Below are 25,210 nucleotides of genomic sequence, written 5' to 3' on the forward strand. Positions count from 1 at the left end.
TCGGTTCGATTGGTTCGTCGTCAATGATGATGATACTGACCCGCTTGAATTTGGGAGGCAGCGATGGCGGACAGCAACAGTCAAACTCCGAACCGGTCGGACGTGAACAATCCTAGCCAAGGCGCAACGGTCAGCAGTCAAAGCAGCACAACGTGAACTCACGGATACGTTTAACACGGTGTATAGCCTGTACGATGATCCGGCTGTTATTCGTAACGCGTTGCTTGATCTCGTGCCTGCGATCGCCCGCAAATACAGGAACGTGGGGAGCGTTGCCGCTGCTCAATGGTATGAGCAGATGCGCGCTAAATGGATTAAAGAGGACTATACCGTTGATTCCACGTATGATCCCGATGACGTGCCCATGCGTCAAACGGTACGTCGACTGGCTGGCAACCTATGGGATAAGGATGATGGTACGCCAGCCGACCCCGATGCCATGCTGCGTGGTTTGCACGCAGGAATGGACAGGTGGGTGAAAGCAGGCGGACGCGAAACCATCGAACGCGTCACACGTCATGATCCAAGCAAACCACGCTACGCTCGCGTACCCCAAGGTGCGAAGACCTGTGCATTCTGTTCGATGGTCGCATCCCGCGGCTTCGTATACTCGAGTGCCGAGGCTGCTGGCGGTGACATGAACAAGTATCATCACGACTGCGATTGCGAGATCATCCCCAGCTGGGACAAGAACAACCCCAAAATCGAAGGATACGACCCCGAGAAACTGTATCAAAAGTATCTCAAAGCGTGGGAAAGTCTCGGCAAGGAAAACCCAACCCTCGAGGAAATTCTCGAAGCCATGCGCCGCATGGGCGGCTACACCGACTCGATTGATACTGACTCCTCTCCGAAACTGGATAAGCTCAAAACGTTGGAGCCCCGCCAGCATCTCAAGGAAATCACCCATTCAGAAGTCAACCCACAATGGGATGAATGGATTGAATCAAAACTCCAATCTGGTATCCAATTCGAGGATTTGCCCGATAACCCTTGGGGTATTAACTGTCAGCGTGTTGTTATGGCGATGGAACTGCGATTGCGAGGTTATGACGTTTGTGCTGTCGGGAACCTTGACAAGAATGACGATGGATTCGACTGGTTGATCGCAGATCTTTGGAAGACCGCTGATGGTAAACATAGACGATTTACTCAGTTCTATTCGAATTCGAAAACACAAAATGCGATGTTGGAGTATCCGGTTGGATCAAGATTTTTTGTTGCGGGCGAGTGGGAGAAGGGAGGCGGACATATTTGGAACGCGGAAATTACTCAAACCGAAGACGGTAGCAAAACGTTGAGAATGTATGATGTACAAACTGGGGATCTAGCTTCAATATTGGCGAAGTATGGGCAAACCCCTAGAAAATACGGGGACCCGAACAAGTATGTGGAACGGCTTAAAGAAGGGACCTTCGAGTTTCTTCGAGTTGACGACATACAGCCAATTAACGTCATTCTAGGAAAAGGAGAGTACGATTTTGAATCAGGTCGGCAGCGAATAGCTAAACCTTGGGTGATTTCAGTAAAAAATGCTAAGGAATACACCGAATCCAAGCTCAATGCGATAGAATGGCAAGAAGAAAACCAGCAGGATCACTTTCAAGAATACTTGGACTGGGACGATTCCACTACATCTCAAGGATCAAACAATGAAAGTTCGTAGTTATCATGATGCTCGCCTCATTGTCGGCAAAGAGTGCGGCGGATTCCATCTGACTAAGTCACATGGGAAAGAGAATGCAGAATGGTTTCTGGTCCCGACTAGCCTCTACGACGCTTTTCCGAAGCTGCCTCTTAATGGTCTGTCGCCTAATTGGTTTGTCAATCGTCTAACTGGTAAAGCCTATAGGGTTCGCGGTAATCCTTGGACTCCACTATGCGAATCATCTGACGGGTATATTTATGCAGATGATTTGTTGAAAACTTTGGCAGATATTTCTGACGAATAACATTTTCACAGCTCTGCTATTTTTATCTATTAGCCACCCGCATGGGTGGTTTTTTTATGCCCGGAACGGGTCCGTATCAACCATTAGGAGGAATCATGGCCGAGGAAGCCAACACCAACGCCCAGTCGCGGTGTGCAGGAATTGTACGGTGAAACACAACAGACCGACTGGGAAGCGAAATGAAGTGTTCTAGTTTTTGTTCTGTATTTCCTCTCACTTGATGGGAAATGGTGGAATCATGACAAAAGCTTGGCAATACCAATATGAGCCGCGATATGATGCTGATTGTTGATACTTGATGAGTGAAGGGGAGTTATGACTCCGATTGAATTGTCTACGCGTCGTAGGGTAACTGGATTAACGTCGAGCGAGTTTGCCAAGCTGTTTGTGGCGATCGAAAGCAAGGTGGATGGCGAGAATATTCAGTGGGATGCTGCGGATGTTGAATCGTGGGAAATTGTCGGGCCTCCGGCTACAGCTGATCAACATCTTATGGACACGTTGGGAGCAGCACAAGAATTTGTCGCAACATTAGCTCACCAACTCTATCAATCCGCGATGCCAGTTACCGAAGGAACACGTTTGATTGCGTATAGTGACAATTTGACGTTTTGGGCTGAGCATCCCAGCCTCGGTGGCATGCCGTACGCGCTTTGGAATTTTGCTACGCTGCAAGCTGCCGAATGGATACGTAAAGAAACCGGTATCATCTGCGAATTAGACGCTCGTCAACCGCTCGTATGAGCATTACGCGCTAGTGTCCTGCGTCAGAAGTTCGTTGACAATGTTTCCCTTTGTCAGAACAACGCCGTTAATCAAATAGCAAAGCTATTTGTGGGTGCTTAGGTGCTGTGCGAGCCGACAGACGAATCAATATCAAATCGCGTGTAGCGCGTCCGTAATTGCAGGATGAGCTGGTCGCGAAGCGACCTGAGAGGTAGTTACACGGGTTGAACGTTTCAAGGGTGTGTAGTTGATCATTTCCAGTTCTGATCCCATATCTTCAGTTTGCGTGTGGCCAGTTTCGTGGAAGCCGATGTGTCGGTAGAATCCTTGTGCGTTTGTATTGAATGCCATCACCCATAAGACAAGCCGATCATTGCCGATCGCACGTTTGCCAGCTTCAACTAACATTCGGCCAATACCGTTGTGATGATGATCGGTCAACACGTAGAGTGATGCCAATTCCGCTGCGCCAGGCCGATCGATCGGCGGTCGTGGAGTGCGCAACAGCTCTGTAAATCCGATTACTTGATCGTCGTTCAATGCGATCAATGTCACTTGATTATGATTATGTGCTGCGTTTCGCGTCAGTTTGAGTGCAAATTCAGGGGTGATTGCATCCACGATTTCTTGCGGAATATGGCCTTGATTCAACTCGTGCCATGTGCGCGATTGGACTTGCGCTTTTTGCTCAAACCACTGCGATTCAATCGGGACAACACGAATTGTCATGCGATTCATAGTAACACCCTGTAATATGAGCAGCAACGCCAATAATTATCAGGCGTTATCAAGCGTGATAAACACGCCGAGCGTCTCATGGTCGAGGATGGATTGAATTGCGTCACGTTCACTATCTGTCGTATAGGTGATGCGTATATAGCCGAGCTGGTCGTGTGAGTCGGGGCAGTCAGCCTTAACCGGGGTAACGGTTACCTGTGTGCCACTGTTGGTGATGCGTGTAATTATGACAGCTTTATCGTTGACTACAGTTTGTACCTGTGCATAAGATGTCAGACTATTGCATGGCACTCGATCAGCATGGTGAAACGTAACTGTACCGGTACCAATCAGTGCAAAAGCAATTATTCCGCCTGCAAGTAGTGCGATGAGTGCAGTAACAATGGCGAGGCGGGGACGAGACTTACTAATCATAATTACTTACTCCTGAAACGATGAGTTACTAACGGTTCATGAATTGAAGATGTGTTTGTCACAGTCAACGTTTGAGATTATTACAAGTCACTTACTGTCGGGTTCGCCGACTCGGTAAACCTGATCGCACGCGCTGACAAGTACGGGATCATGTGTGGCGAGAATAATGGTTGCGCCTTGATTGGCCCGTTCACGCAATAGTCGGATGATATTGGCACGGTTATCTGCGTCGAGTGAAGCGGTTGGCTCGTCGGCGAGGATTACGGACGCGTTTTTGTAGATAGCACGCGCGATGCCGAGTCGTTGTTTTTCGCCGCCGCTTAAGTGTGACGCGAGTTCGTTGCCACGCGAGGCAAGTCCTGTAAGTCGCAGGGCATTGCGTATACGTCGATGATCGCCACCTACAGCTAAGCCGAGTGTGTTCAGCTGCATGCTGACGTTAAAGTTGACGGTTTCCTCATCCATAATGCCGTAATCTTGCAGGATGAATGCGGCTTTGTCTCGCCAGAATGCGCGTCGCTGTCGTTGATTCCAACCGGTTGCGTCTATACCGTCAATGGTTACTGTACCGGCGGTGGGCGTAAGGAGTAGACCGATCGTGTGCAACAGGGTGGTTTTGCCGCATCCGCTTGGTCCGGTGAGTGCGGTGATCGTACCGGGTACGAGCTTCAAATCAATGCCACGAGTGATGGCTTGTTCATGAATGCCAGTCGTGAGATTGCGACAGGTGATAGTAGTCAATTTGTGCTCCTTGTGTCGGCATAACCATGCGTGATGAATAAAAGATGAGAATCAGGTCTGTCTTACAATGTGCGGTAATTGATAGCACGGAATCGAGCGCGTACTGCTGCTCGGTGACACATAGCCGAGAATACTGTAGCCAGTATTGCGACGATTATGAGCAGCATCATGATAGTGCTGTCGGTATGTTGCGCAATAAGCAAACCGCATAGTATGCCAGTCGCAATCAATGCCAGCAATGTTTCCGTGAGCATTGTCAATGCGGCAAGCCGCGCGGGCGCATATCCAGATAGCAGTAGGGGATAATCGTGTTTAGCTCGCAAGGTGGCACGCACATCAGCTCCAACAACCGTGATGATGACGAATGCTGCAAGTAGCAGTACTATCGTTGCCGCTTGCATCCATGCGAAGTATGCGGACAATTGCGCACGTAAAATCTGTTCCTCAGCAATATAACGAACCGACACGGCGTTACCGAGTCCAGCTCGTACAATCTGTCGACGAGAGCCATCCAAACCGGACATAACAATATTGCGAGAGGAAAGCGCAGGAATAAGAAATCCAGAATCAGAAAAACTCTTCACGTCAGGTACGACGATAATCGTCGCATGACGAGGGAAAAGCATCTCATCAGACCCACCTTTCAGCAACGGCACCGTCACTCCGTCAACCATGTAATAGTGTGATTGTGACCGCAATCGTGCAGCTTGCGTATCATCATTCGCCCATGTCGTAAACTGACTGACAATTTGCTGGGCTTGCTCAGGCAACTGAGTATCAGATATCGGTGTGATACCTGCCATCGTATCTGGATTTATGCCAATGAGATCAAGCCATGATCGAGTAACAATACCCGTCACCGGCGCATCGATTGCACTGTGCTCCAACCGATCATCAGTAAACGCATATGATAATGCGATCATATTATGCTGTGCCATCGCATGTATCATGGCAGCCATGTTGGTAGTCAAGTCATCGTTATTCGCATCGAACGAAACGGATACTTGATTGCGTAACCGTTGCCATACAGACTGTTCTTGCGCCGCGTCAGACGCAGTATTCAACGACGTCACTGATGGAGCAATAACCGCAAGCATGGCAACGAATACCATCGCTTTTATCAGCGCACTCGCCCGAGATAAACCCTGCGGCATAGGCGAGCGCATCGCAATCATGTGTGCAGACGGCCAGCATACTGCCGAGATGACAAACGTAAACATCAGCAAGCAACCCAACACTACTGATTCGCAAAGCACTATCACCCGCAGCAGATACGGCACAAACACCCATCCGCGCGTGGCCAGCACCACCAATACTGCGATCACGTCCACGATCAACGCAACAAACAACATAGGCCGTAGCAAAGCGAGCGTATCATCATACTGAATCTTCCACGCAGGCACCCCAGCCAAGACTCGCAACGCACGCGAACGAGCCTTAGACGACAGCCAAAACACCACCAATACTGCTACTAACGCAATCGTCGCGCCTACAGCAACCCGAAAACTCGGCGTGCCCAACAGCATACGGGAATCACTCGTCGCATCGTCGCCGTCATAATCCAACCGCACACCTATACGAGTTGCCCATACGTTCACACTCTCACGAGTAGACGTATCCCAACGACCACACACCAAATACTGACCGCCAGCTGACGCACTATCCAACCGTGATATATCAGCGATCCTGCCATTCGGCACACTACCAAACCTACGAATCAACGAACCCGGCATCAAACCACGCAATACGGTGCCCGGTAACGGAATAAACACTTGCGCATCAGTACCACGCTCCATATCCGGTACGATCTTCACCAAACCCAAACCAAGCTTCGTATTCTGTTCACGCAACTGACTGAACGCATCAATATCACGCATCCCATCAGGCAACGTTATGGAAATAACAGCAGACGGATGAAACTCCTGCGGCAACGAACGATCATGCAAATCACTCAGCACCCACGCAAGAAACACCGCCAACACGCACATCAACGCAGACGACACCATCAATAACCTACGATGCATAACAATCCCCTCACCAACACGACAAAAACTATTGGTCAACCGAATCATTCAGTAGAATTTGCGCTCACCATAGATCACCTACGAACCGGCATCCAGCCATGTCCCTCACCGAGTGACACCGCATGCACGAGCCAATAAACAGCGCATAATAGAACACATGCAGACCAATACAAGCGAAACACCAATCACCGTAGGCATAGTCGACAATGACACGCTTACACTCGCTGCTCTGCGCACACTACTCAACCGTATGAACGGTATAACCGTCGCATGGACCGTCGAAAACGGCAATCACGCCATCGACCTATGCCTCGACCCACACACACGACCCAACGTACTCCTCGTTGACCTATCGATGGAACCCATACCCGGCACCGAAATATGCCACCGCATACGCACCGCTGGTATTCCTCTTGGAGTCGTCTGCATTACCTCATTCACCCTGCAAACCTACGCAGCACAAACCGCCGCAACAGGCGCACAAGCCATCGTGTCAAAAACCGACCTACCCGGCATGGAACAAGCCATCCAACAAGCCGCACAAGGCCACGCCAGCCCATCACCAGTGGCCGGCATCACCTTTCACAACGTCAACAACACTGCGAACACCGCCAACCCTGTTACTCACGACACCACCGGCACCATCGACACCAGCGAGAACCTGCCATCAGAACGCGAACTACAAATCATCCGCATGCTCGCCAACGGCATGGAAACCGACGAAATCTCACAATCACTCGCCTTAAGCCGATACACCGTCACCACCTACATCAAACGAGCATGCAACAAACTCGGCGCTCGCAACCGCACCAACCTTATTGCCATTTGCGAGCGCAGGGGATTGCTATGAGTTGCACGAACAGCCGCAAATCTGACGATGCTATGAACAACCTTGTGAGCAATTGCTGCGATCTGCGTGACGAAACAGCAGGTCACAGTACGACGTTTGCTGATAGCACGGTTATGAACTATGCGATTATCGCTATCATCGCTGCTGGTACAGGGCTTACGGTGATGTTCGATGGTGCGGCGTTGATTGCCGGAGTGATCACTATACCAGTTGCGCTGGTGATTGTTGCCGCTTGCGCACTGGCTGCGATTGCATACTGGCATCCTCTGATCAGCATATATGTGAATACGATGTTGTGGGTCGCCGCTTGTCTGGTGCCATTGTTGACTCATGGCGTGAATCTTATGGCAATACCAGTTGCGATTGCTAGCATGCTTGCGGCCCGTCACCACACGAGGCATAGTGCTATTGCCGTTACCGTGCAAATGCTTGCGTGGACGGCAGGTGTTGTGATTGGCGTTTTGTCACCACCTGACACACCGTTAGCTGCTGGCGTGTTATTAGTACTTCCTGCAGCTGCGGTAGCGGGATTGCTAATGGCGTGGAAGCAGCGGCTTGATCGTGCGCAAGCTGTTGAACGCGAATTGCAGCAACGTCGTATTGCTATGCGTGAGCAGGAGCGACGTACGATCGCGGCTACGCGTATTCACGATCGTATTACTAATCGTCTGGCATACCTTATCTTGCGTATGGATAATGATCAGGCCCAATGGCATGACAGTCAGCCAGATTGCGTTGCGGTGCGTACAGAATTGGCTGATTTGTCTGGCGTTGTACAGGATGTGTTGGATGAGACTCGCGATGTTATCGGTATTCTCAACGGGTATTGCTCGGTTCAAAATACTGCCGATGCTGCTGAGTCTTCCGCAGACAATGTTGATGATACTGCTGCTGGCGATCCGGCTGGTGAGACTGCCGTGATACGCGATCATCTTACTGACGTGTCGCGTAGACTCGAAGCACTCGGATTTACTGTTGACACTGCCCTTAACGGCATACTGCCACAGCAATATCGCATTGTTTCAGTCAATGCACTCCATGATCTCATTGATGAAGTCGGTAACAACATCGCCAAACATGCGCAACCTCACACGGTATGCGATATTCATCTTGATTTCGATGGCACACAAGTGACCTTGACTTCGCATAATCAGGTTCGAGCTTTTTCTGATGCGCACGATGCGCACGTAGAGCAACGCAAGACTATGAGCATAGGCATGGGATTACATACCAAAGCCGCGTTCATCCACCATCTCGGCGGTTCGCTACGTCATACGACGAGTGAAGGTATATGGCAGCTGCAAGCGCAAATTCCATGTGCGTGAACGATTAAACATTTGTCTCATGTACATGGCTTTGTGTGATGCGCTCGCAGTCGCCGATTACTTCTCGCTAGTCAATCACAGGTCAACGTGCTCCCACTGGCTTGGCAGCGGAATGTGACGTGTCCGGGTAACGCACGCAAGCACTAGCCCAATCATCGAACATACAACCACCACAATCATGACCGCGCGGAATCCGAGTCCGGGAGTTTGTAGCAGCCATCCGATGAACGCTGGCGTAAGCGCTGCAGGTATGCCAACGGTTGTCTCAAATACGGTAGAGACGCGCCCTTGCTTATCTTCGGGCGTGCGACCGTACATGAATCCAAGCTCACCTGCGTTCAGCGCGGGAAACAGTATCGTAGTCAATGACATGCATATCACGATCACGATATAAGAGGTCGTAAACAGCAGCGGAATCATAGCAACAGTCATCACCGCAAATGTCACTATGATGATTATTCCGGTAGGAATATGGTCGACCAACCATCCTGCAGCCAGCGATCCTGCAAGCGCAGCAATACCGGTAACGGTACCGACCAGTCCGATAAGAACAGCATCCGTGCCGCGAGCAGCAAGCATAATCTGCACGCCGACGATACTGCCGATACAAGCGATATTAATAATTGCACCTTGTATGATAGCCGCCAGAATAGTAGGACGAGTTAACGTCCACTGCCATCCTTCAATAAACTGGGTGAAGAACGATGGCTGACGATCGGCCGTTGCATCATCTGCGATGTCGGTGCTATCACCATGATCGGCCGTGCGCACAGTAGTCCGCTTCGGCAGTCGTATCGCTGTGATTGCCGCAATACCATACAGGACTGCTGACGCGAGGAATGGCATCCATCGGGCGAGCTGGTAGAGAAACCCACCAAGTACGCCACCGAAGAGTTCCACGCACGATTCTCGTGCTTCGCGTATCGCTTGTGCTGTTGCAAACCGATCCATTGGCACGATCGATTTGAGTATGGCATCGTTAGATGGTCCCAATAATCCATGCATGACTGCGAATAAGACGACAAACACAGCAAATATAACTGTAGTCATCGTGTTGGTGGTAAGCAGTCCTGTTGCAATAGTAGATAATCCCAACCCGATCACACCTAGTGCAATCATCAGCAGACGCCGATCATGCCGGTCAGCAATCGCTCCACCAAACGACATGAGGATGAGCTCAATCGTTGACGACAGCGTAACGAGCAGACCAGCAACGAACGGTGAACCGGAAAGTGCTAGGGCGATAAGTGGAATAGTGAACGTGAACAAACTGACCGCGCACACGTCGGTAGTGTCAGCGGCAAACCAGTTACGGTAATCACGACACTGCCATAATGAGCGTGGCTGTGTTGAATGTGCGATTGATTGATCTTGATCTGTTGTATACGAAGGATTACTAGCGTTCATGATGACTCGTTTCAATACGATTCAGCACAATCAAACCTTCAGCAAGCACACTACATAAATGGCATAAAAATTCTTACTATGTACTTGCTGCTACGAGGATTGTGCAGAATCACATACGTGGAATATGTGCATAACAATGTGTTACGACCGCAGTATGCACGGGACGCAACAATGACAATGGATAGGCGAGATGTTCAACCAATCCAATTAATCGTATGCAAACGATTCCACCACGATGAACATAAACGATCCTTGTTTACGGTATGAGCCACGACACCTGAAGCCACATCACTATGTTCAACAGATATGTCCAACAGAAGCATCGTCGCTACTACTGTTCTTAACTATTATTCGCTAATCACTATAACATGAGTATTCACCACAACACGCGCACAACGCTTAATACATAGCGCGTCAATACAACGTACATACAAGTAAACCTATGAATACAACGCCCAGAATGTAGGACACGACAAGCATTTTGGCTAGTAAGTAGCTTAGAGTAACGCATGATCGACCGTCAACAAAGGGAGGATCATGTCGATTTTGGACGAACTGGTGGCGGGCGCACTGGAAGACCAGCAAACCCGCGAACGCACCGTATCGCTAGAGGATGTGAAAAAAGCCGCACTAGCGGCTCAAGCCCCGATCGACGCTTGTGCGTGGCTCAAGCGCGCTGACGGTATCCCAGTAATTGCAGAAATAAAACGCGCCTCGCCGTCCAAAGGCCATTTGAGTGACATTCCTGACCCAGCCGCACTCGCTCGCGAATACGAAAAAGGCGGTGCAAGCGCTATTTCAGTACTCACCGAAGGTCGACGATTCCTTGGCAGTCTCGAAGATTTCGACAAGGTTCGTGCCGCCGTACATATCCCATTGCTCCGCAAAGACTTCATCGTCACCGACTACCAGATTTGGGAAGCACGCGCACACGGTGCTGATATCGTACTGCTCATCGTTGCAGCATTAGACGATACCAAACTCAAGCATCTGCTTGACCTTGCACACGAACTGAACATGACCGTACTCGTAGAAACCCACACCCGCGAGGAAATCGAACGCGCTCGCAAAGCTGGGGCTAAAGTAATCGGCATCAACGCACGCAACCTGAAGAATCTCAAGGTGGACGTGAATAAATACAATGAGTTGGCCGCCGATCTACCTGATGACGTTATTAAGGTGGCAGAGTCCGGCGTCTTTGGTGCGACCGAGGTTGAAGACTATGGTCGAGCCGGTGCGGACGCAGTGCTGGTAGGCGAGGGCGTTGCCACGGCTGATGATCATGAACTTGCAGTAGAACGACTAGTAAAGGCAGGAGCACAAGTGAAAGCATCCGAAACCACCCCGTTAAGTGAGCATCAAGGACCGTACTGGGGTCAGTTCGGCGGCCGCTATGTGCCTGAGGCTCTGATCACCGCGTTGGATGAACTTGAACGCGTGTACAACGAAGCCAAAGCTGATCCCGAGTTCCACAAGGAATTCATGACCTTGCAGCAGCGATACGTTGGTCGTCCAAGCCCATTGACTGAAGCGCCACGTTTCGCGCAGCTTGTCAAAGACAAAACTGGCCTTGACGCTCGTATTTTCTTGAAGCGCGAGGATCTTAACCACACGGGTGCGCACAAGATCAACAATGCGCTCGGCCAAGCTCTACTGGTCAAGCGCATGGGCAAGACTCGTGTGATCGCTGAAACTGGTGCTGGCCAGCATGGCGTGGCTACCGCAACAGTGTGCGCAATGCTTGGCCTCAAGTGCCGCATCTATATGGGTCAGATCGACGCGCGACGCCAAGCCCTTAACGTGGCGCGTATGCGCATGCTCGGCGCTGAAGTAGTTGAAGTTACGCTCGGTGACAAGATTTTGAAGGATGCTATTAACGAGGCTCTGCGTGATTGGGTAACCAATGTTAAAGACACGCATTACCTGCTCGGTACTGTTGCTGGTCCGCACCCATTCCCTGCAATGGTGCGTGACTTCCAGAAGATTATCGGTGAGGAAGCCAAGCAACAGCTGCAAGACTGGTATGGCATTGACCATCCGGACGCAGTATGCGCTTGCGTCGGTGGTGGTTCAAATGCTATCGGCGTAATGAACGCGTTCCTTGACGACGAACGCGTCAACCTCTACGGATATGAAGCTGGTGGAAACGGTCCTGAATCAGGTAAACATGCCATTCGATTCGCTCCCGGTACCGGTCAGCTTGGTATGTTCCAAGGTGCGAAGAGTTATCTGCTCGAAACTGATGAGGGCCAGACGCTTGATACGTATTCTATTTCCGCAGGTCTTGACTACGCTTCGGTAGGCCCAGAGCACGCGTGGCTGAAGGATATTGGCCGTGTGAACTACAGCTGGGCTACCGACGAAGAGGCGATGAACGCATTCCGTGATCTGAGCCAAACTGAAGGCATTATTCCTGCCATCGAAAGTTCACACGCGGTTGCGGGTGCGTACAAGGCTGCTGCTGATCTCAAAGCTAAGGGATACGACAAAGCAGTAATGATCATTAACATTTCTGGCCGCGGTGACAAGGATATGGCTACAGCCGGCAAGTGGTTCGGTTATTTGACTGACGATCAAGCTAAGGCTCTTGATGTGACTGGCGCACACGGCAATACCGTGGCGTGACTATCGGCATCTGTAAAGAAATGTGAGTAGGAGAACAATACATCATGACCAATACCGTAACAACACCGTCCGGTCAGCCGCTTGGCATCAGCCACAAGCCTAGCCAAACAGAAGCAATGTTCGCCACGTTCAAAGCAGCGAACAAGCCTGCATTCATTGGATACTTGCCGTACGGGTTCCCTAACCCTGACATCTCGCTTGATGCATTCAAAACGATGGTCGAGCACGGTGTTGACGCTGTAGAAATCGGCTTACCATACTCTGACCCGGTTATGGACGGTCCGGTTATTCAGGCTGCTTCGTCCATTGCACTCAAGAATGGTGAAACCATTAAGCGTGTGTTTGAAGCGGTAGAAACCGTAGCGAATGCAGGCGGTGTACCGCTGGTGATGAGCTACTGGAATCTTATTTACCATTATGGCGTGGAACGATTCGCTACCGATTTTGAAAACGCTGGTGGCGCTGGACTTATCACTCCTGATCTCATCCCGGATGAAGCAGGGGAGTGGATTGAGGCTTCCGACCGTCATGGCCTCGACCGTATTTTCCTTGTCTCTCCAGATTCGGCCGATGAACGACTGCAAACCGTAGCTCGCAATGCGCGCGGATTTGTCTACGCTGCCGCTCGCATGGGTGTTACCGGTGAACGCGCACAGCTGGATGCGTCGCCTGAACTGCTGGTGGAACGTACCCGCAAGGCAGGCGCGCAGAATGTTTGCGTCGGCATCGGCGTGTCTACGCCGGAGCAAGGTGCAAAGGTAGGCGCATATGCGGACGGCGTAATCGTCGGTTCTGCACTGGTTCATACGCTGCTGAACGAGGACAACAAAACTGCGAAAGATCCCGCCGAAGCACTCAAGGATCTGGCAGCTAAAGCGGAGTCCCTCGCCGACGGCATCCATAACGCGCGTTAATGTGAATCCTATGAACTTGGCTTACATTCCATCACCGACGTTCTCATACTTCCAAATCGGACCGGTGACCATTCGCATGTACGCGATCTGCATTCTGATCGGTATCTGTGTCGCCGTGGCGATCCTCACGAAACGTTGGAAGCGACTCGGCGGCACATTCGATCAAGTGCTAGATACTACGCTGGTTGCCGTGCCGAGCGGTCTTGTTGGCGCCCGTTTATATCACTGCATTACCACGCCTGATCAGTACTTTCCTCCAACCGGATCTTTGATCAATATTCTCAAAGTATGGGAAGGTGGCATGGCGATTTTCGGCGGTATTTCCGTCGGCGCGTTGGCCGCATTCTTATGGTGCCGACACAAGCGTTATCCGTTTGCACTGTTAGCTGATTCAATCGCGCCAGCACTTATGGTTGCGCAAGCAATTGGACGTCTCGGCAACTGGTTTAATCAGGAGCTGTACGGCGCACCAACCACCTTACCGTGGGGCTTGAAACTCAACGATGCAGACGCAATCGGCAAGACTGAAATCTGCTACAACGGTCAAGCATGCCCAACTGGCACACTGTTTCATCCGACCTTCCTATACGAGATGATCTGGAACCTCATCGGTGCAGCGATTATCGTATGGCTCGGACACAAGCTGTGGGGCGTACTCAAAGCTGGACAACAGTTTGCAATGTACTTGATGTGGTACGGCTTAGGTCGTACGTGGATTGAGATGATCCGTATCAATTATTCGACGATTATTCTCGGTTTGCGTATCAACGTGTGGACTGCAATTCTGTGTTTCCTGCTCGGCTGCATTCTCTTTGTCGTATTGTGGCGTTTTGGCAGTGATACTCGCAAACTGTCTGAAAATCTCGTGGCAGTTACTGCTGATGAACTTGAACGGCAGTCGATCGCTGAAGGACGTTCTCACGAGCAGAACGATCAGAACAATCAAAATGTTCAGCCTCGTGAACCTGACATTCGCAATTAAACAAACAATCGGTAAATAACTGCGACGGGCGTGACTTCGTGCCTACGCTCGTCGCTTAGACTACATAGAATGGCAGTCATGACAATTCAAATCGCACCTAGCATCCTGTCCGCCGATTTCTGCAACCTTGAGCGTGATCTCAAGGCTATTGCCAACGCTGATCTTGTACACGTTGATGTAATGGACCATCATTTTGTTCCAAACCTAACGCTTGGCGAGCCGATCGTCGGCCGTATTTGCCAAGTCACCGATCTGCCGGTTGACGTGCACCTGATGATCGAAGACCCGGATCGTTGGGCTCCTGAATATGCCAAGCTCGGCGCTGCTTCTGTTTCCTTCCACATGGGTGCCACGCACGCGCCAGTGCGCCTTGCTCGTCAGCTGCGCGATATGGGTTGCAAGGCTTGCTTTGCGGTTCGTCCGGCTGAACCTGTTGAACCGATTTTCGATATTCTCGATGAGTTTGACATGATTCTTGTCATGACTGTTGAGCCTGGTTTTGGCGGCCAGAAGTTCCTTGACAACCAGATGGCCAAGGTACGTCGTCTACGCGATGAAATCACCCGCCGCGGCCTGAACACTCACATTCAGGTTGATGGTGGTGTCAGCCCTAAGACTGCTCACATTGTAGCCGAGGCTGGTGCTGATGTGCTCGTAGCTGGTTCTGCAGTATACGGTGCTGAAAACCCGGCACAAGCTATTGACGACATCCGCGATAAGGCTGAGGCTGCATTCCGCGCCTGACAAACCCCGTGAATACGGTACGAGCATACGTAAAGGTATACGCATCATGAAGACTTTTGAATCGCTGTTCGCTGAGTTAAGCGAAAAGGCAGCTACGAAGCAAGCTGGTTCACTTACTGTAGATGAGCTTGCTAAAGGTACCCACTTCATCGGCAAGAAGATTGTTGAGGAAGCAGGGGAGACTTGGATTGCAGCCGAGTATGAGGGCGCTGAGCGCACTGCTGAAGAAATGAGCCAACTCATTTACCATCTGCAGGTCATGATGATCGATCGTGGCATCACGCTTGAGGACATCTACAAAAACCTGTAATTGATTGTCACTATCACCATGTGCCGCCTATATAACGCTAACCGGTAATAACCTTCCGCAATTCGGCGGCGCATGAGGGGAGAGGAAACCATATGTTACGTATCGCTGTACCCAATAAAGGCATGCTGTCTGAGCCGGCTTGGAACATGCTTGCAGAAGCCGGATATCGTTTACGTTCCAACCCACGACAGCTTGTCGTTGAGGATCCGGATAACGACATTGAACTGTTCTATCTGCGTCCACTCGATATTGCCGTATATGTTGGCCGTGGCACGATTGATGTCGGTATCACCGGCCATGATCTGCTCCTCAATTCGGGTACAGAAGCTAAAGAGCATATGGAGCTCGGCTTCGGCGCGTCAACATTCCGTTTTGCTGCGCCGAATGACTCTCCCATTAGCACACTCGAAGATATTCGTGGCAAGCGAGTGGCAACCTCGTTTGACAAGATTGTTCACGATTACCTAGCCGAGCACAATATTGAAGCAGAGACAATTCACCTCGATGGTGCCGTAGAATCCTCGGTACAGCTTGGCGTAGCTGATCTCATTGCTGATGTGGTATCGACTGGTACCACATTGCGCAACGCAGGTTTGCGTATTTTCGCTGATCCGATTCTGCACTCTCAGGCCGTGCTGATTCGTTCTCCTCGCCTTGATGAGCATGATGATCGACTGGTGAAGTTCTCCCGTCGCCTGCAAGGTGTGCTCACTGCGCAACGGTATGTGCTTATGGATTACGATATTCCGGTTGCTAAGGTTGCGGCAGCAGTGGATGTTACGCCAGGCTTTGAAAGCCCGACAATTTCTCCGTTGCACGACAAGCAGTGGAATGCAGTACGTGTTATGGTGCCTAAAGCCAAAGTCAATCAACTCATGGACCAGCTGTACGAAGTCGGTGCACGCGGCATTATTGTAACCGCCTTGCAAGCTTCGAGAATGTAGTTTCACTGATCACATGGATTTCAAACGCAAGTTCAGTAAGAAGTACAGTCCGGAAGCGCGTGACATTTTTCTGACCGTGCCAAACATGATCAGTTTGTTACGCATTATCTCCATTCCGATCATTGCTGGGTTAGTGTCTCATCATCACATGATCGAGGCACTGATTGTGCTCGCAATTTCCGCAATTTCGGATGGCGTTGACGGTATTCTCGCGCGACTGCTGAATCAAGTAAGCAAAGTCGGTCAGATTCTCGATCCAATAGCTGATCGTTTACTGATTCTCTGTAGCGTTCTCGCGCTTGGTATTGCTGGCATTATTCCGTGGTGGATGATTATCATCGTCGGACTGCGTGATCTTATGATGGGCATCGAGGTATTGTGGCTTGCTCAGCATGATTATGGTCCTTTGCCCGTGAATTTTGTTGGTAAAGCCGGCACAGCGATGCTCATGATTTCCATTACTGCACTGATTTTCTGCGATATTTGGGTAAATCCACTTGTCGACCTGTTGCATTTAGCAGCATTGGCTGCTGGCATTTGGGGTATTGGCTTATATTGGCTCGCCGGATATATTTATCTACGTCAGGGAATCAGTCTGATACGCTCCGACGGTTCATATGGCATGCGCACAACAGATGGCGAGGCCGCATAGTTGATGGACAATAATCCGAGAATTTTTGCATCGTCTGCACAGCCATTGTCTGACAGTAGCGACGTACAGCAGCAGGCTCTTCCAGAGTCATTTCCAGTAAATGAAGAGTCAGCTTCTGTACGTCGACGTGCAGTGTTCTCGGATTCGATCGCAGGAATCATCTCACATCATGCTTCACTGTCTGCTGATGTTGGGCAAGCATCCCGTCGTCATCGGCGCAAAGCGCATGATGGTTCGTTGCAATTGTTGGACGATTTGACCAATCGTCCAATGGACCCGTTGTTTTCTGATTCTCGTCTCGCTACGCAACGCAATGTACCTGCATGGGAGCGGTACATCACACGTGTCAGTGTGTTTATACTGTGTGTCATTGTTGGATTTTACAGTTGCTTGTTTGTCCAACAGTTGCATACTGATCCACGCAAAGCAGTTCGTCAAAACTGGGCCAGCGAGTTGGAAGAACTCAACGCACAGGTTGATACGCTCAACAGCGATGTTTCTGACCTGCAAAGTCAAGTGACCAATCAATCAAAGCAACTTGGTGACATCACACAAAGCGACACATTAGTACAAGATGAAATGACTAACGGATTGTCGAGAGTAAAAGGAGAGGGCATTACGCTTACTCTCGCTAACCCGATTGCCTCAGACACATCGTCATCTGATGGCACATATCATCGCGATACCACCGCCGCTCAAATACGACTAGTTAGTGACCTCGATTTGCAACTCTTTGTATCGCTATTATGGCGTTCTGGTGCTGAAGCCATTGCTATTAACGGATACCGCATCGGAGTGCAAACATCAATTCGCACCGCTGGACAAACCATTATGGTGGGAGTCAACCCCGTGCAAAGCCCATATCGGATTGAGGCGATTGGCGAGCGGTCTGCGCTGGCTGAAGCTGTCAGTGCCAAACAACAGCCTCAGCTATATGACTCTCTGTCAGATGCTGGTATATATCCGCAGGTGTCGAAATCACGATCACTTACACTGGAAGCAGCGTCTATAGGCAATCTTTCCTACACGAGAAAGGGCGAGTAGCGATGGCGGCAGTTCTTGGCCTTATTATTGGCGTAGTTGTTGGCTTGTTTGTCAAACCAGCCATTCCTATCGTGTTGCAGCCGTATCTGCCCATTATGGTGGTTGCAGCACTTGACGCACTGCTCGGTGCTGCTCGTGCTTATTTTGAACGTAGCTTCTCCGATAAAGTGTTTGTGATCTCGTTTATCTCCAACGTTGTTACGGCAACGCTGCTCGTATTCCTTGGTAATCAGTTAGGCGTCGGTTCCCAGCTACAAACTGCTGTTATCGTCGTACTCGGTATCCGCATCTTCTCGAATGTGTCTGCCATTCGACGCTTCATCTTCAAAGGCTGACGATGGCACGACGTAGACGGCAACCGCAAGATGTGCTCACTAAACTGCACGTACAACATGTGCAGGATACAGCGAATGATCATACTGAAACTGGTTCGTTTCCAGTAATACGTAAACGCCGCAACGGGAAGCGTTCGCTTAACGCGAACACGACACGCATGCGATTACTTACTAGCGTGTTGGTCACCGTCATGTGTGCTCTACTGTCGTTCGCATACATGATTCAGATCAACAATACAAAATCAACGTACGAAACAATGAGCGAAGATGAACTCGTGCGCTTAATTAACGAGACGAGCAATCAAGTACAAAGTCTTGAGCAGCGTAAAAGTGAGTTAACGAGTCAGCTCAACTCGCTCAAGGCTACAGCTGATAAGCAAGCTGCCGCTCAAAAGATCGCTAAGCAGAATGAGGAGACGAACGGCATCCTATCCGGCAGACTTGCAGCTCAAGGACAGGGCGTTACTATCCGCATTACGCAAGGTACGAAGGCGGATGTAGATGCATCTACTATGTTCACACTTCTCGAAGAATTACGCAACGCAGGCGCCGAAGTGATTGCGATTGGCCCGGTACGTGTAGTTACCTCGACATACATTAGCGAGTCAACAGATGGCAGTCTCATTTGCGACGGCACAGCATTAGACACGCCGTATGTCATCAAAGCAATCGGCGATCCACAAGCGTTGGCAAACGCAGTGAATATCGCAGGTGGTGTTGGTTCTCGCCTCAAAGTCAAGTATGGTTCAGATGTCACAGTGACCACTGAAGACGAAATTCATATTGATGAAATTCGGCAGGCCCAGCAATATCAATACGCAACGCCAGCAGAATAGGTACAATGGGGAGTTATGACTAATCCGATTCCAACCGCGGGCGAGACGACCATCATCGGTCTACCCGCTATTACTATCCCGATTACGACCGCCGGGGATCGCCCGCTCACGCAGGAAGATCTCGATACGATCGCGCGTCTGTCTGATGGTACAGCACTGCTTATTTCTACGCGTGGCGCGGTATCTGGTTCGCGTTACCTGCTTGACGAGGATGAGATCACGGTTGGCCGCGATCCGCGCGCCGATATCCTACTTGACGATTCCACCGTGTCTCGTTCACATGCAGTTTTCCGGCGTATAGGCAACACGTTCGAGGTTGTCGATGCTGGCAGCTTGAACGGAACGTATGTCAATCGACAGCGTGTGGACCGAGCTACCTTGCATAATGGCGATGAGATCATGATCGGTAAATTCCGTCTCGTGTTCTTCACTAAATCGGCCGTTATTGCCTGACATGCGATTATTTGTTCGATAGTCAAGATAACGTTCGCAAGGGGAGCAGGCGATGGGTGCACGGCAGGCGATTCAGGGCGAGCTGTTTGCCACTCAAGAAGAGCAGGATGCAACACGCGGATACCGTGGAACTGTCGCCTCAAAGGTTGCCGGTATTACGTACCGGCAACTGGACTATTGGGCACGCAAACAAATCGTTGAACCATCTATTACACCGTCACACGGCTCCGGGTCACGTCGACTGTATTCATTTAAAGATGTGGTAATTCTAGCGGTGTCAAAACGGTTACTTGATGCAGGCGTTAATTTACAAAATGTGACGGCTGCAATTGGGTTCCTGTCTCAACGCACGACAAGCCAGCTGGAGAATGTGACCATTATGTGCGATGGCCAACATGTGCACGAATGTACAACCAGCGAACAAATGCTCGATTTGCTACGCAGCGGTACAGCAGTATTTGCTGTGTCAGTCAGTTCGTTATGGCACCAGATCGCTAACGCGTTGGAACATGAGGACTATGTTGATCTGACCACTACGCCGATGTCGATGAGTGCACGTCGTCCGATTGATGAGTTAACAGCGATGCGTATGCGCAAACAGTTGGCGGCTCGTAAAGCACAACGTGCTGAACGACAAGAGATCTGAGGGCAGCGGGGGAGAAGACCACTATGATCGTTGACCTGTTGCCGCTCATACTGTGGATAGGTTCATTATTATGGGCTGGCGCAGTGTGTGTGTTATGTGTGATTCGAGGGCGATTGTTGTCTCGAGAACGGCATCCTGACGTTGAACTGGTGAGTTGGAACGTAATCTATGCACAGGTATGTTCCGTCGTGCTCTGTGCAGTGCCGTTTATGGTGCTGATCTTGCTGCAAGATGATCTTGATTCGCGTATGTTAGCGTGGTACGACCAGTATCAGATCATTGGTGCGATTATTTCCATTGTCATGATTATTATCGAGTGGCTGCTGATGTTTGTGCAGTCCAAACGTGCTGAACATACGCAAGTTGATCGAGTGCTGCGACGCAAGCGTGGGTGAAGGAGTATAGGCAAAAGTGGTAATGGAGTTCTTCTATATCAAATCTGACATAACGTACATTATCGGATAATAACCGATATGCATTGATCCCATATGTATTGTGCCTTCAATATCAGCAATTATCTATCGCAACGAAAATGCCAGTTGTGCGCTGTATGGTTATCACAACTGCACACAGCGCACAATCACAAGATTCATGCAATGTTACTGGGCAAAATATTGTTTGACAGCATCCGTTAATTCGTCAACATGATCAATTATCCGATAACATCCATGCTGCTTGAGTTCGCCAGGTTCGGAATAACCCCAGCCACAGCCGAGACAATCGAGTCCACACGCTGCAGCTCCATCGGCGTCCGTCCAACGGTCACCGACCATCAACGCGCGATCGCCAGCTGCCGCGTCGAATCCAATCCGTTCAAATGCGTAGCGGATAACTTGATCTTTATCAAGACGAGAATTGTCACGGCTGGCACCATAAATACCGTCAACCATGTCAGTTAAATGGAAATGGTCACAAATCGGTACCGCCTGATATTCAGGCTTGCAGGTAGCAACCGCAAGATAATAACCAGCCTTGCGCAATGCAGCCAATTGCTCAGGTATACCGTCATATACGCGGTTATACAAACGTCCCGGAACGAGATGACCGGGATTATTGGGATCATCAAATACGTTCTCGTCAGCGTAATATCTGCGGTAAATAGTTACCGCCTCGTCAAGACGATCCGCTGGTACCCCATTACGAGCCATCGACTCCTGAATTGCCGGTCCGATAAACCGATGAAGTTCCGCATCATCTGGAACAGGCATGCCGAGCTCTTCAAACGCTTTAACAACACATGCAATAATACCAAAATGCGACTGGGTGAGTGTGCCGTCCAAATCAAGTAGCACAACATTCATCGGATGGTTCTGAGTCATTGGTTCTCTCCCCTATTCGGATTGGACAATGCGCAACACCACGGTTGCAAACGGCTACTATTATGCCCGGCCATCATGACCGGGCATTGATTCATGTGTTGTTCACACGTTATTTGCGCTCACGTGAACACAGAACAGGCACAGCGGCACGTTCACTGATCACTCGTAATCGGGAATCCAACCTTCACGATGCATTTGCAGTCGCTTATCAAGTAATGCCTTGAGCTCTTCTTCACTACGACGTTCAAGAAGCATATCCCAATGCGTGCGAGTCGGCTTAGTAATCTCATCCGGCTCTTGATCACCTTCGCCTTCGCGATGCGCAGTGGCACCACAACGGCACTCCCATTCCTCAGGAACCTCAGCACCGTCTGCGAACGGCAGAATCGTACGGTGACCTTTCGGACAGATATAAGCTACCTCAGTGCGCGCCGCGAAATCAACATTCTCGTCAGACTCCAGCGACTTCGCACCAATACTCATACCTCTCAAGCTACGTTCCGCCATAATTCCTCCTTAGATCACGATCCGTACTACGTTATCGAACAGTTGGGACGCACACACTATTCCCGAGTTCATCAGTGTGCATCGGTTAGTCAACGCCTGAATACGCGACAATACCACGGTTAACTTGATTGGCCGCCTCACGTGCAGTACGAGACAGAGCCTCGCCAGACTCCCCTAGCAATGGTGCTGCTGTAGCAATCTGCTGCAACATATCAGCCAGGCGCTTGGCATTGCGAACAAAGTCACCGCCAGTCAGTTCAGTGCCACGTAAGATTGTCGACAGTTCTTCACCATCAGCCCACGAGTACATGATGTCGACAATGCCGAAATCCAATTGAGCAGGTGCTTCAAGGCCAGCATCTTCGCATTCAATGCGAATCTCACCGTGAATACCACGCAGCTCTTGAGCCGCCCAAGCTACCGGCCCTTGCGTACCACCCGGATAATGACGCGGTTCTCCCCCGCTACCACGTCGTGCTTCATAAATCAATGAAGACAATACCGAAGCTAAACACTGCGGCGGCAACATAGCAAACGTACCAGCACAAATCGCTTGTGCAAGCACGAGATCTTGTTCACTGTAGAGTCGTCGCAGTAACTGGCCGCGTTCAGTCAACCGATATCCAGTACGCGTTACAGATTCTGCAGTTTGTTCAGCGATACCATCAGTGTGATTATCGTGTTCAAGATAGCCGAGACGGTACAGGATATCGCAAATGCGGTCGAACTGCCGTGCCACTGAACCCGTCCGCGAATCATACCGATCCCGCACCCGTTCAAGTTCACGAGTCTCACGAGCCCAGCGATGACCCCATTTAAGATGCTGCTGCAAATCTGGACAAGTACGGCAAGGATGCTGACGATCAGCCTCTTTGAGCTCAGCAATTTGCTGATCAAGCTCTAGGAATGCAGCCTTACGCTGCTTATCAGTGCGGAATGAAGTCTGCTTAAGTTTACGTCGGCCAGTTTTCTCCAGATCAGACAGTCGCATGCGGATGGTCATGAATTCGCGAAAATCACCATGATCGCACACGAACGCGCGCTCATATCCAGCAAGAGCTTTCTCAAGCGTATCAATTTGCGATTCAAGCTGCCATGCGGATTCGTTCGCTTCCCATTGTGCGAACGAATGATCAAGCGTAATACGAGCTGTTTCGTAATCACTTGAGTTCAGCAAATTAACAGCCATATTAAACGTAGGCCGGAAACTGGAATGAAGCGGGTACACGCGCTTACTAGACAACGCTGCAGCCGTAGACGGTAGAAAACCACGATGATCAACCACAACAGCATGACCAATCGTATCAATGCCACGCCGACCAGCTCGGCCAGTGAGTTGAGTAAACTCCCCCGGCGTCAGCTGTACATGACCCGTACCATCGAATTTCTCAAGTTTTTCTACTACAACACAACGTGCAGGCATGTTGATACCAAGCGCCAAGGTTTCAGTGGCAAACACTACCTTAACGAGTCCCTCTTCAAACAGACGTTCGACAATCTGCCGGAAGAGCGCGATCATGCCCGCATGATGCGAGGCGAAACCTTCTTCGAGCGCGAAACGGAACTTGGAGAAACCGAGCGCTTTAAGATCAGTAGTTGACAGTTCGCCTTCAACCATTTCGTCAACAATATGACGAATACGACGTACCTCTTCATCGGTAGTGAGCTCAAGACCAGCATTAATGCACTGTTCAACTGCTTGATCACACCCGTTACGCGAGAAAATAAAGTAGATACCGGGCAACATATCGAGATAATGAAGCTCGTCAACAACTGCCCAACGTTTCGGAGTATGACGTTCCGGTTTATTGCGCTCTTGCCGCTCTGGAACACGCCCACCATGACCGCGACCATGCTTGTTGCTGTATTTAGAAGGTCTTTCCTCACCGCGTCGCCGAGCTGCTTTCCGATCGAGCTGATCGAGACGGCTCACCAGTTCAGCATTGAGTTTGGTCGTTTGTCGACCGTGCTCATCATGTTGATACAAATCAATAAGCTCTGGTTCAGTATGATCGTCTGCCTGCACCAGTACATGCTGTTCGAGCGGTACTGGTCGTGTCTCGGAAACAACCAGTGTTGTCTCTCCACGCACTGAGGTAATCCACTGCGAGAAATCTTCAACGTTCGATACAGTCGCAGACAATCCGATGATGCGCACCGATTGCGGCAGATGAATAATCACTTCTTCCCACACTGGGCCACGGAATCGGTCAGCGAGATAATGCACTTCGTCGAGAATCACATAGCCGAGTGCGGTAAGCGTTGTCGAGTGCTCATAGAGCATGTTGCGCAACACTTCCGTAGTCATGACGACGATATCAGCTTCAGAGTTTACCGACGTGTCGCCAGTGAGAAGCCCAACCTTGTCTGAACCGTATATGGCGACGAGATCATGATATTTCTGATTACTCAGCGCTTTGATTGGTGTAGTGTAAAACGCTTTAACATTACGTTCCTGAGCAAGAAACATGGCAAAATCAGCCACAACTGTTTTGCCTGCACCAGTTGGCGCTGCAACAAGCACGTTCCGTCCTGCTTCAAGAGCGTCGTTAGCTTCCTGCTGAAAATCATCAATATCAAACGGTAGCGTCGCGGCGAACTGTGCGGCTAATGATCGAGCTCGTACTTGACTTTTACGAAAGTGAGCATACCGTTGTGCCGCAGATAGTGATACCGTTGATGCGTCAGATGAAGTATTGCGATGATGACGGGGCATGATCCT

26 protein-coding genes are annotated in these 25,210 nt (G+C 50.3%); 18 read left to right on the forward strand and 8 right to left on the reverse strand.

From position 1 onward, the window contains the following. The first annotated feature begins 109 nt into the window (after positions 1 to 109). From BHAP_RS06520 to BHAP_RS06530, 3 genes are all read left to right on the forward strand, one after another. Complete coding sequence (locus BHAP_RS06520; RefSeq protein ID WP_476693339.1) at positions 110 to 1,666, forward strand: VG15 protein; 1,557 nt, start codon at positions 110 to 112, stop codon at positions 1,664 to 1,666. After that, positions 1,653 to 1,952 carry a hypothetical protein gene (locus BHAP_RS06525; RefSeq protein ID WP_094729926.1) on the forward strand — a complete coding sequence of 100 codons (300 nt, stop codon included), beginning with the start codon at positions 1,653 to 1,655 and terminating at the stop codon, positions 1,950 to 1,952. The genes BHAP_RS06520 and BHAP_RS06525 overlap by 14 nt, the downstream gene beginning before the upstream one ends. A gap of 315 nt (positions 1,953 to 2,267) precedes the next feature. Continuing rightward, on the forward strand, positions 2,268 to 2,696 hold the full coding sequence (locus BHAP_RS06530) for a hypothetical protein (protein WP_094729927.1): 429 nt from the start codon (positions 2,268 to 2,270) through the stop codon (positions 2,694 to 2,696). A 132-nt stretch (positions 2,697 to 2,828) separates the two neighbouring features. Here the strand turns inward: BHAP_RS06530 and BHAP_RS06535 are convergent, their stop codons facing one another. From BHAP_RS06535 to BHAP_RS06550, 4 genes are all read right to left on the reverse strand, one after another. Then, positions 2,829 to 3,416 carry a GNAT family N-acetyltransferase gene (locus BHAP_RS06535; protein ID WP_169713179.1) on the reverse strand — a complete coding sequence of 196 codons (588 nt, stop codon included), beginning with the start codon at positions 3,414 to 3,416 and terminating at the stop codon, positions 2,829 to 2,831. Between the two features lie 39 nt (positions 3,417 to 3,455). Beyond that, the gene (locus tag BHAP_RS06540) at positions 3,456 to 3,830 is read right to left on the reverse strand and encodes a hypothetical protein (RefSeq protein WP_094729928.1); all 375 of its coding nucleotides are present in this window, start codon (positions 3,828 to 3,830) and stop codon (positions 3,456 to 3,458) included. Between the two features lie 87 nt (positions 3,831 to 3,917). Continuing rightward, the gene (locus tag BHAP_RS06545; RefSeq protein ID WP_094729929.1) at positions 3,918 to 4,571 is read right to left on the reverse strand and encodes an ABC transporter ATP-binding protein; all 654 of its coding nucleotides are present in this window, start codon (positions 4,569 to 4,571) and stop codon (positions 3,918 to 3,920) included. Positions 4,572 to 4,633: 62 nt separating this feature from the next. Next, the gene (locus BHAP_RS06550) at positions 4,634 to 6,595 is read right to left on the reverse strand and encodes a hypothetical protein (RefSeq protein ID WP_143248753.1); all 1,962 of its coding nucleotides are present in this window, start codon (positions 6,593 to 6,595) and stop codon (positions 4,634 to 4,636) included. Positions 6,596 to 6,752: 157 nt separating this feature from the next. On the opposite strand from BHAP_RS06550, the gene BHAP_RS06555 reads away from it, so the two are divergent. Together BHAP_RS06555 and BHAP_RS06560 are read left to right on the forward strand one after the other, a co-directional pair. Continuing rightward, positions 6,753 to 7,445: a LuxR C-terminal-related transcriptional regulator gene (locus tag BHAP_RS06555; protein WP_094729931.1), complete on the forward strand. Its 693-nt coding sequence runs from the start codon at positions 6,753 to 6,755 to the stop codon at positions 7,443 to 7,445. Continuing rightward, positions 7,442 to 8,770, forward strand: a complete 1,329-nt coding sequence (locus BHAP_RS06560; RefSeq protein WP_094729932.1) for a sensor histidine kinase — start codon at positions 7,442 to 7,444, stop codon at positions 8,768 to 8,770. Before BHAP_RS06555 ends, BHAP_RS06560 begins: the two co-directional genes overlap by 4 nt. Positions 8,771 to 8,845: 75 nt before the next feature. Here the strand turns inward: BHAP_RS06560 and BHAP_RS06565 are convergent, their stop codons facing one another. Next, entirely contained in the window at positions 8,846 to 10,177 is a 1,332-nt protein-coding gene (locus BHAP_RS06565) for an MFS transporter (protein WP_094729933.1), read from the reverse strand. 537 nt (positions 10,178 to 10,714) lie between these two features. Between BHAP_RS06565 and BHAP_RS06570 the strand changes: the two genes are divergently transcribed. The 13 genes from BHAP_RS06570 to BHAP_RS06630 all read left to right on the forward strand — a co-directional run bounded on the left by BHAP_RS06570 (position 10,715) and on the right by BHAP_RS06630 (position 21,057). Further along, positions 10,715 to 12,802 carry a bifunctional indole-3-glycerol phosphate synthase/tryptophan synthase subunit beta gene (locus BHAP_RS06570; protein WP_094729934.1) on the forward strand — a complete coding sequence of 696 codons (2,088 nt, stop codon included), beginning with the start codon at positions 10,715 to 10,717 and terminating at the stop codon, positions 12,800 to 12,802. A gap of 44 nt (positions 12,803 to 12,846) precedes the next feature. Beyond that, on the forward strand, positions 12,847 to 13,716 hold the full coding sequence (gene trpA, locus BHAP_RS06575; protein WP_094729935.1) for a tryptophan synthase subunit alpha: 870 nt from the start codon (positions 12,847 to 12,849) through the stop codon (positions 13,714 to 13,716). Between the two features lie 10 nt (positions 13,717 to 13,726). Beyond that, positions 13,727 to 14,698, forward strand: coding sequence for a prolipoprotein diacylglyceryl transferase (gene lgt / locus BHAP_RS06580; RefSeq protein WP_094729936.1), 972 nt, complete (start codon positions 13,727 to 13,729; stop codon positions 14,696 to 14,698). 78 nt (positions 14,699 to 14,776) lie between these two features. Further along, entirely contained in the window at positions 14,777 to 15,442 is a 666-nt protein-coding gene (rpe, locus tag BHAP_RS06585; protein ID WP_094729937.1) for a ribulose-phosphate 3-epimerase, read from the forward strand. Positions 15,443 to 15,488: 46 nt separating this feature from the next. Next, positions 15,489 to 15,752 carry a phosphoribosyl-ATP diphosphatase gene (locus BHAP_RS06590; protein ID WP_094729938.1) on the forward strand — a complete coding sequence of 88 codons (264 nt, stop codon included), beginning with the start codon at positions 15,489 to 15,491 and terminating at the stop codon, positions 15,750 to 15,752. A 92-nt stretch (positions 15,753 to 15,844) separates the two neighbouring features. Beyond that, the gene (gene hisG, locus BHAP_RS06595) at positions 15,845 to 16,696 is read left to right on the forward strand and encodes an ATP phosphoribosyltransferase (RefSeq protein ID WP_094729939.1); all 852 of its coding nucleotides are present in this window, start codon (positions 15,845 to 15,847) and stop codon (positions 16,694 to 16,696) included. 13 nt (positions 16,697 to 16,709) lie between these two features. Next, positions 16,710 to 17,348, forward strand: a complete 639-nt coding sequence (locus BHAP_RS06600) for a CDP-alcohol phosphatidyltransferase family protein (RefSeq protein ID WP_094729940.1) — start codon at positions 16,710 to 16,712, stop codon at positions 17,346 to 17,348. A gap of 3 nt (positions 17,349 to 17,351) precedes the next feature. After that, positions 17,352 to 18,392, forward strand: coding sequence for a DUF881 domain-containing protein (locus BHAP_RS06605; protein ID WP_094729941.1), 1,041 nt, complete (start codon positions 17,352 to 17,354; stop codon positions 18,390 to 18,392). A 2-nt stretch (positions 18,393 to 18,394) separates the two neighbouring features. Beyond that, on the forward strand, positions 18,395 to 18,727 hold the full coding sequence (locus tag BHAP_RS06610; protein WP_094729942.1) for a small basic family protein: 333 nt from the start codon (positions 18,395 to 18,397) through the stop codon (positions 18,725 to 18,727). A 2-nt stretch (positions 18,728 to 18,729) separates the two neighbouring features. Beyond that, entirely contained in the window at positions 18,730 to 19,563 is an 834-nt protein-coding gene (locus tag BHAP_RS06615) for a DUF881 domain-containing protein (RefSeq protein WP_094729943.1), read from the forward strand. Positions 19,564 to 19,578: 15 nt separating this feature from the next. Then, positions 19,579 to 20,016 carry an FHA domain-containing protein gene (locus BHAP_RS06620; protein ID WP_094729944.1) on the forward strand — a complete coding sequence of 146 codons (438 nt, stop codon included), beginning with the start codon at positions 19,579 to 19,581 and terminating at the stop codon, positions 20,014 to 20,016. 52 nt (positions 20,017 to 20,068) lie between these two features. Next, on the forward strand, positions 20,069 to 20,662 hold the full coding sequence (locus BHAP_RS06625) for a MerR family transcriptional regulator (RefSeq protein WP_094729945.1): 594 nt from the start codon (positions 20,069 to 20,071) through the stop codon (positions 20,660 to 20,662). A 23-nt stretch (positions 20,663 to 20,685) separates the two neighbouring features. After that, a complete protein-coding gene (locus BHAP_RS06630) occupies positions 20,686 to 21,057 on the forward strand; it encodes a hypothetical protein (RefSeq protein ID WP_094729946.1) in 372 nt (123 codons plus the stop codon). Positions 21,058 to 21,261: 204 nt separating this feature from the next. Here BHAP_RS06630 and BHAP_RS06635 read toward each other — a convergent pair whose 3' ends face one another. The 3 genes from BHAP_RS06635 to BHAP_RS06645 form a co-directional block, all read right to left on the reverse strand. Next, a complete protein-coding gene (locus tag BHAP_RS06635; RefSeq protein WP_094729947.1) occupies positions 21,262 to 21,981 on the reverse strand; it encodes an HAD hydrolase-like protein in 720 nt (239 codons plus the stop codon). A 159-nt stretch (positions 21,982 to 22,140) separates the two neighbouring features. Next, positions 22,141 to 22,488 carry an RNA polymerase-binding protein RbpA gene (locus tag BHAP_RS06640; protein WP_094729948.1) on the reverse strand — a complete coding sequence of 116 codons (348 nt, stop codon included), beginning with the start codon at positions 22,486 to 22,488 and terminating at the stop codon, positions 22,141 to 22,143. An 85-nt stretch (positions 22,489 to 22,573) separates the two neighbouring features. Continuing rightward, entirely contained in the window at positions 22,574 to 25,204 is a 2,631-nt protein-coding gene (locus BHAP_RS06645; RefSeq protein ID WP_094729949.1) for a DEAD/DEAH box helicase, read from the reverse strand. Between the last annotated feature and the right edge of the window lie 6 nt (positions 25,205 to 25,210).

The organism is Bifidobacterium hapali (genome assembly GCF_002259755.1).
Lineage (GTDB): Bacteria > Actinomycetota > Actinomycetes > Actinomycetales > Bifidobacteriaceae > Bifidobacterium > Bifidobacterium hapali.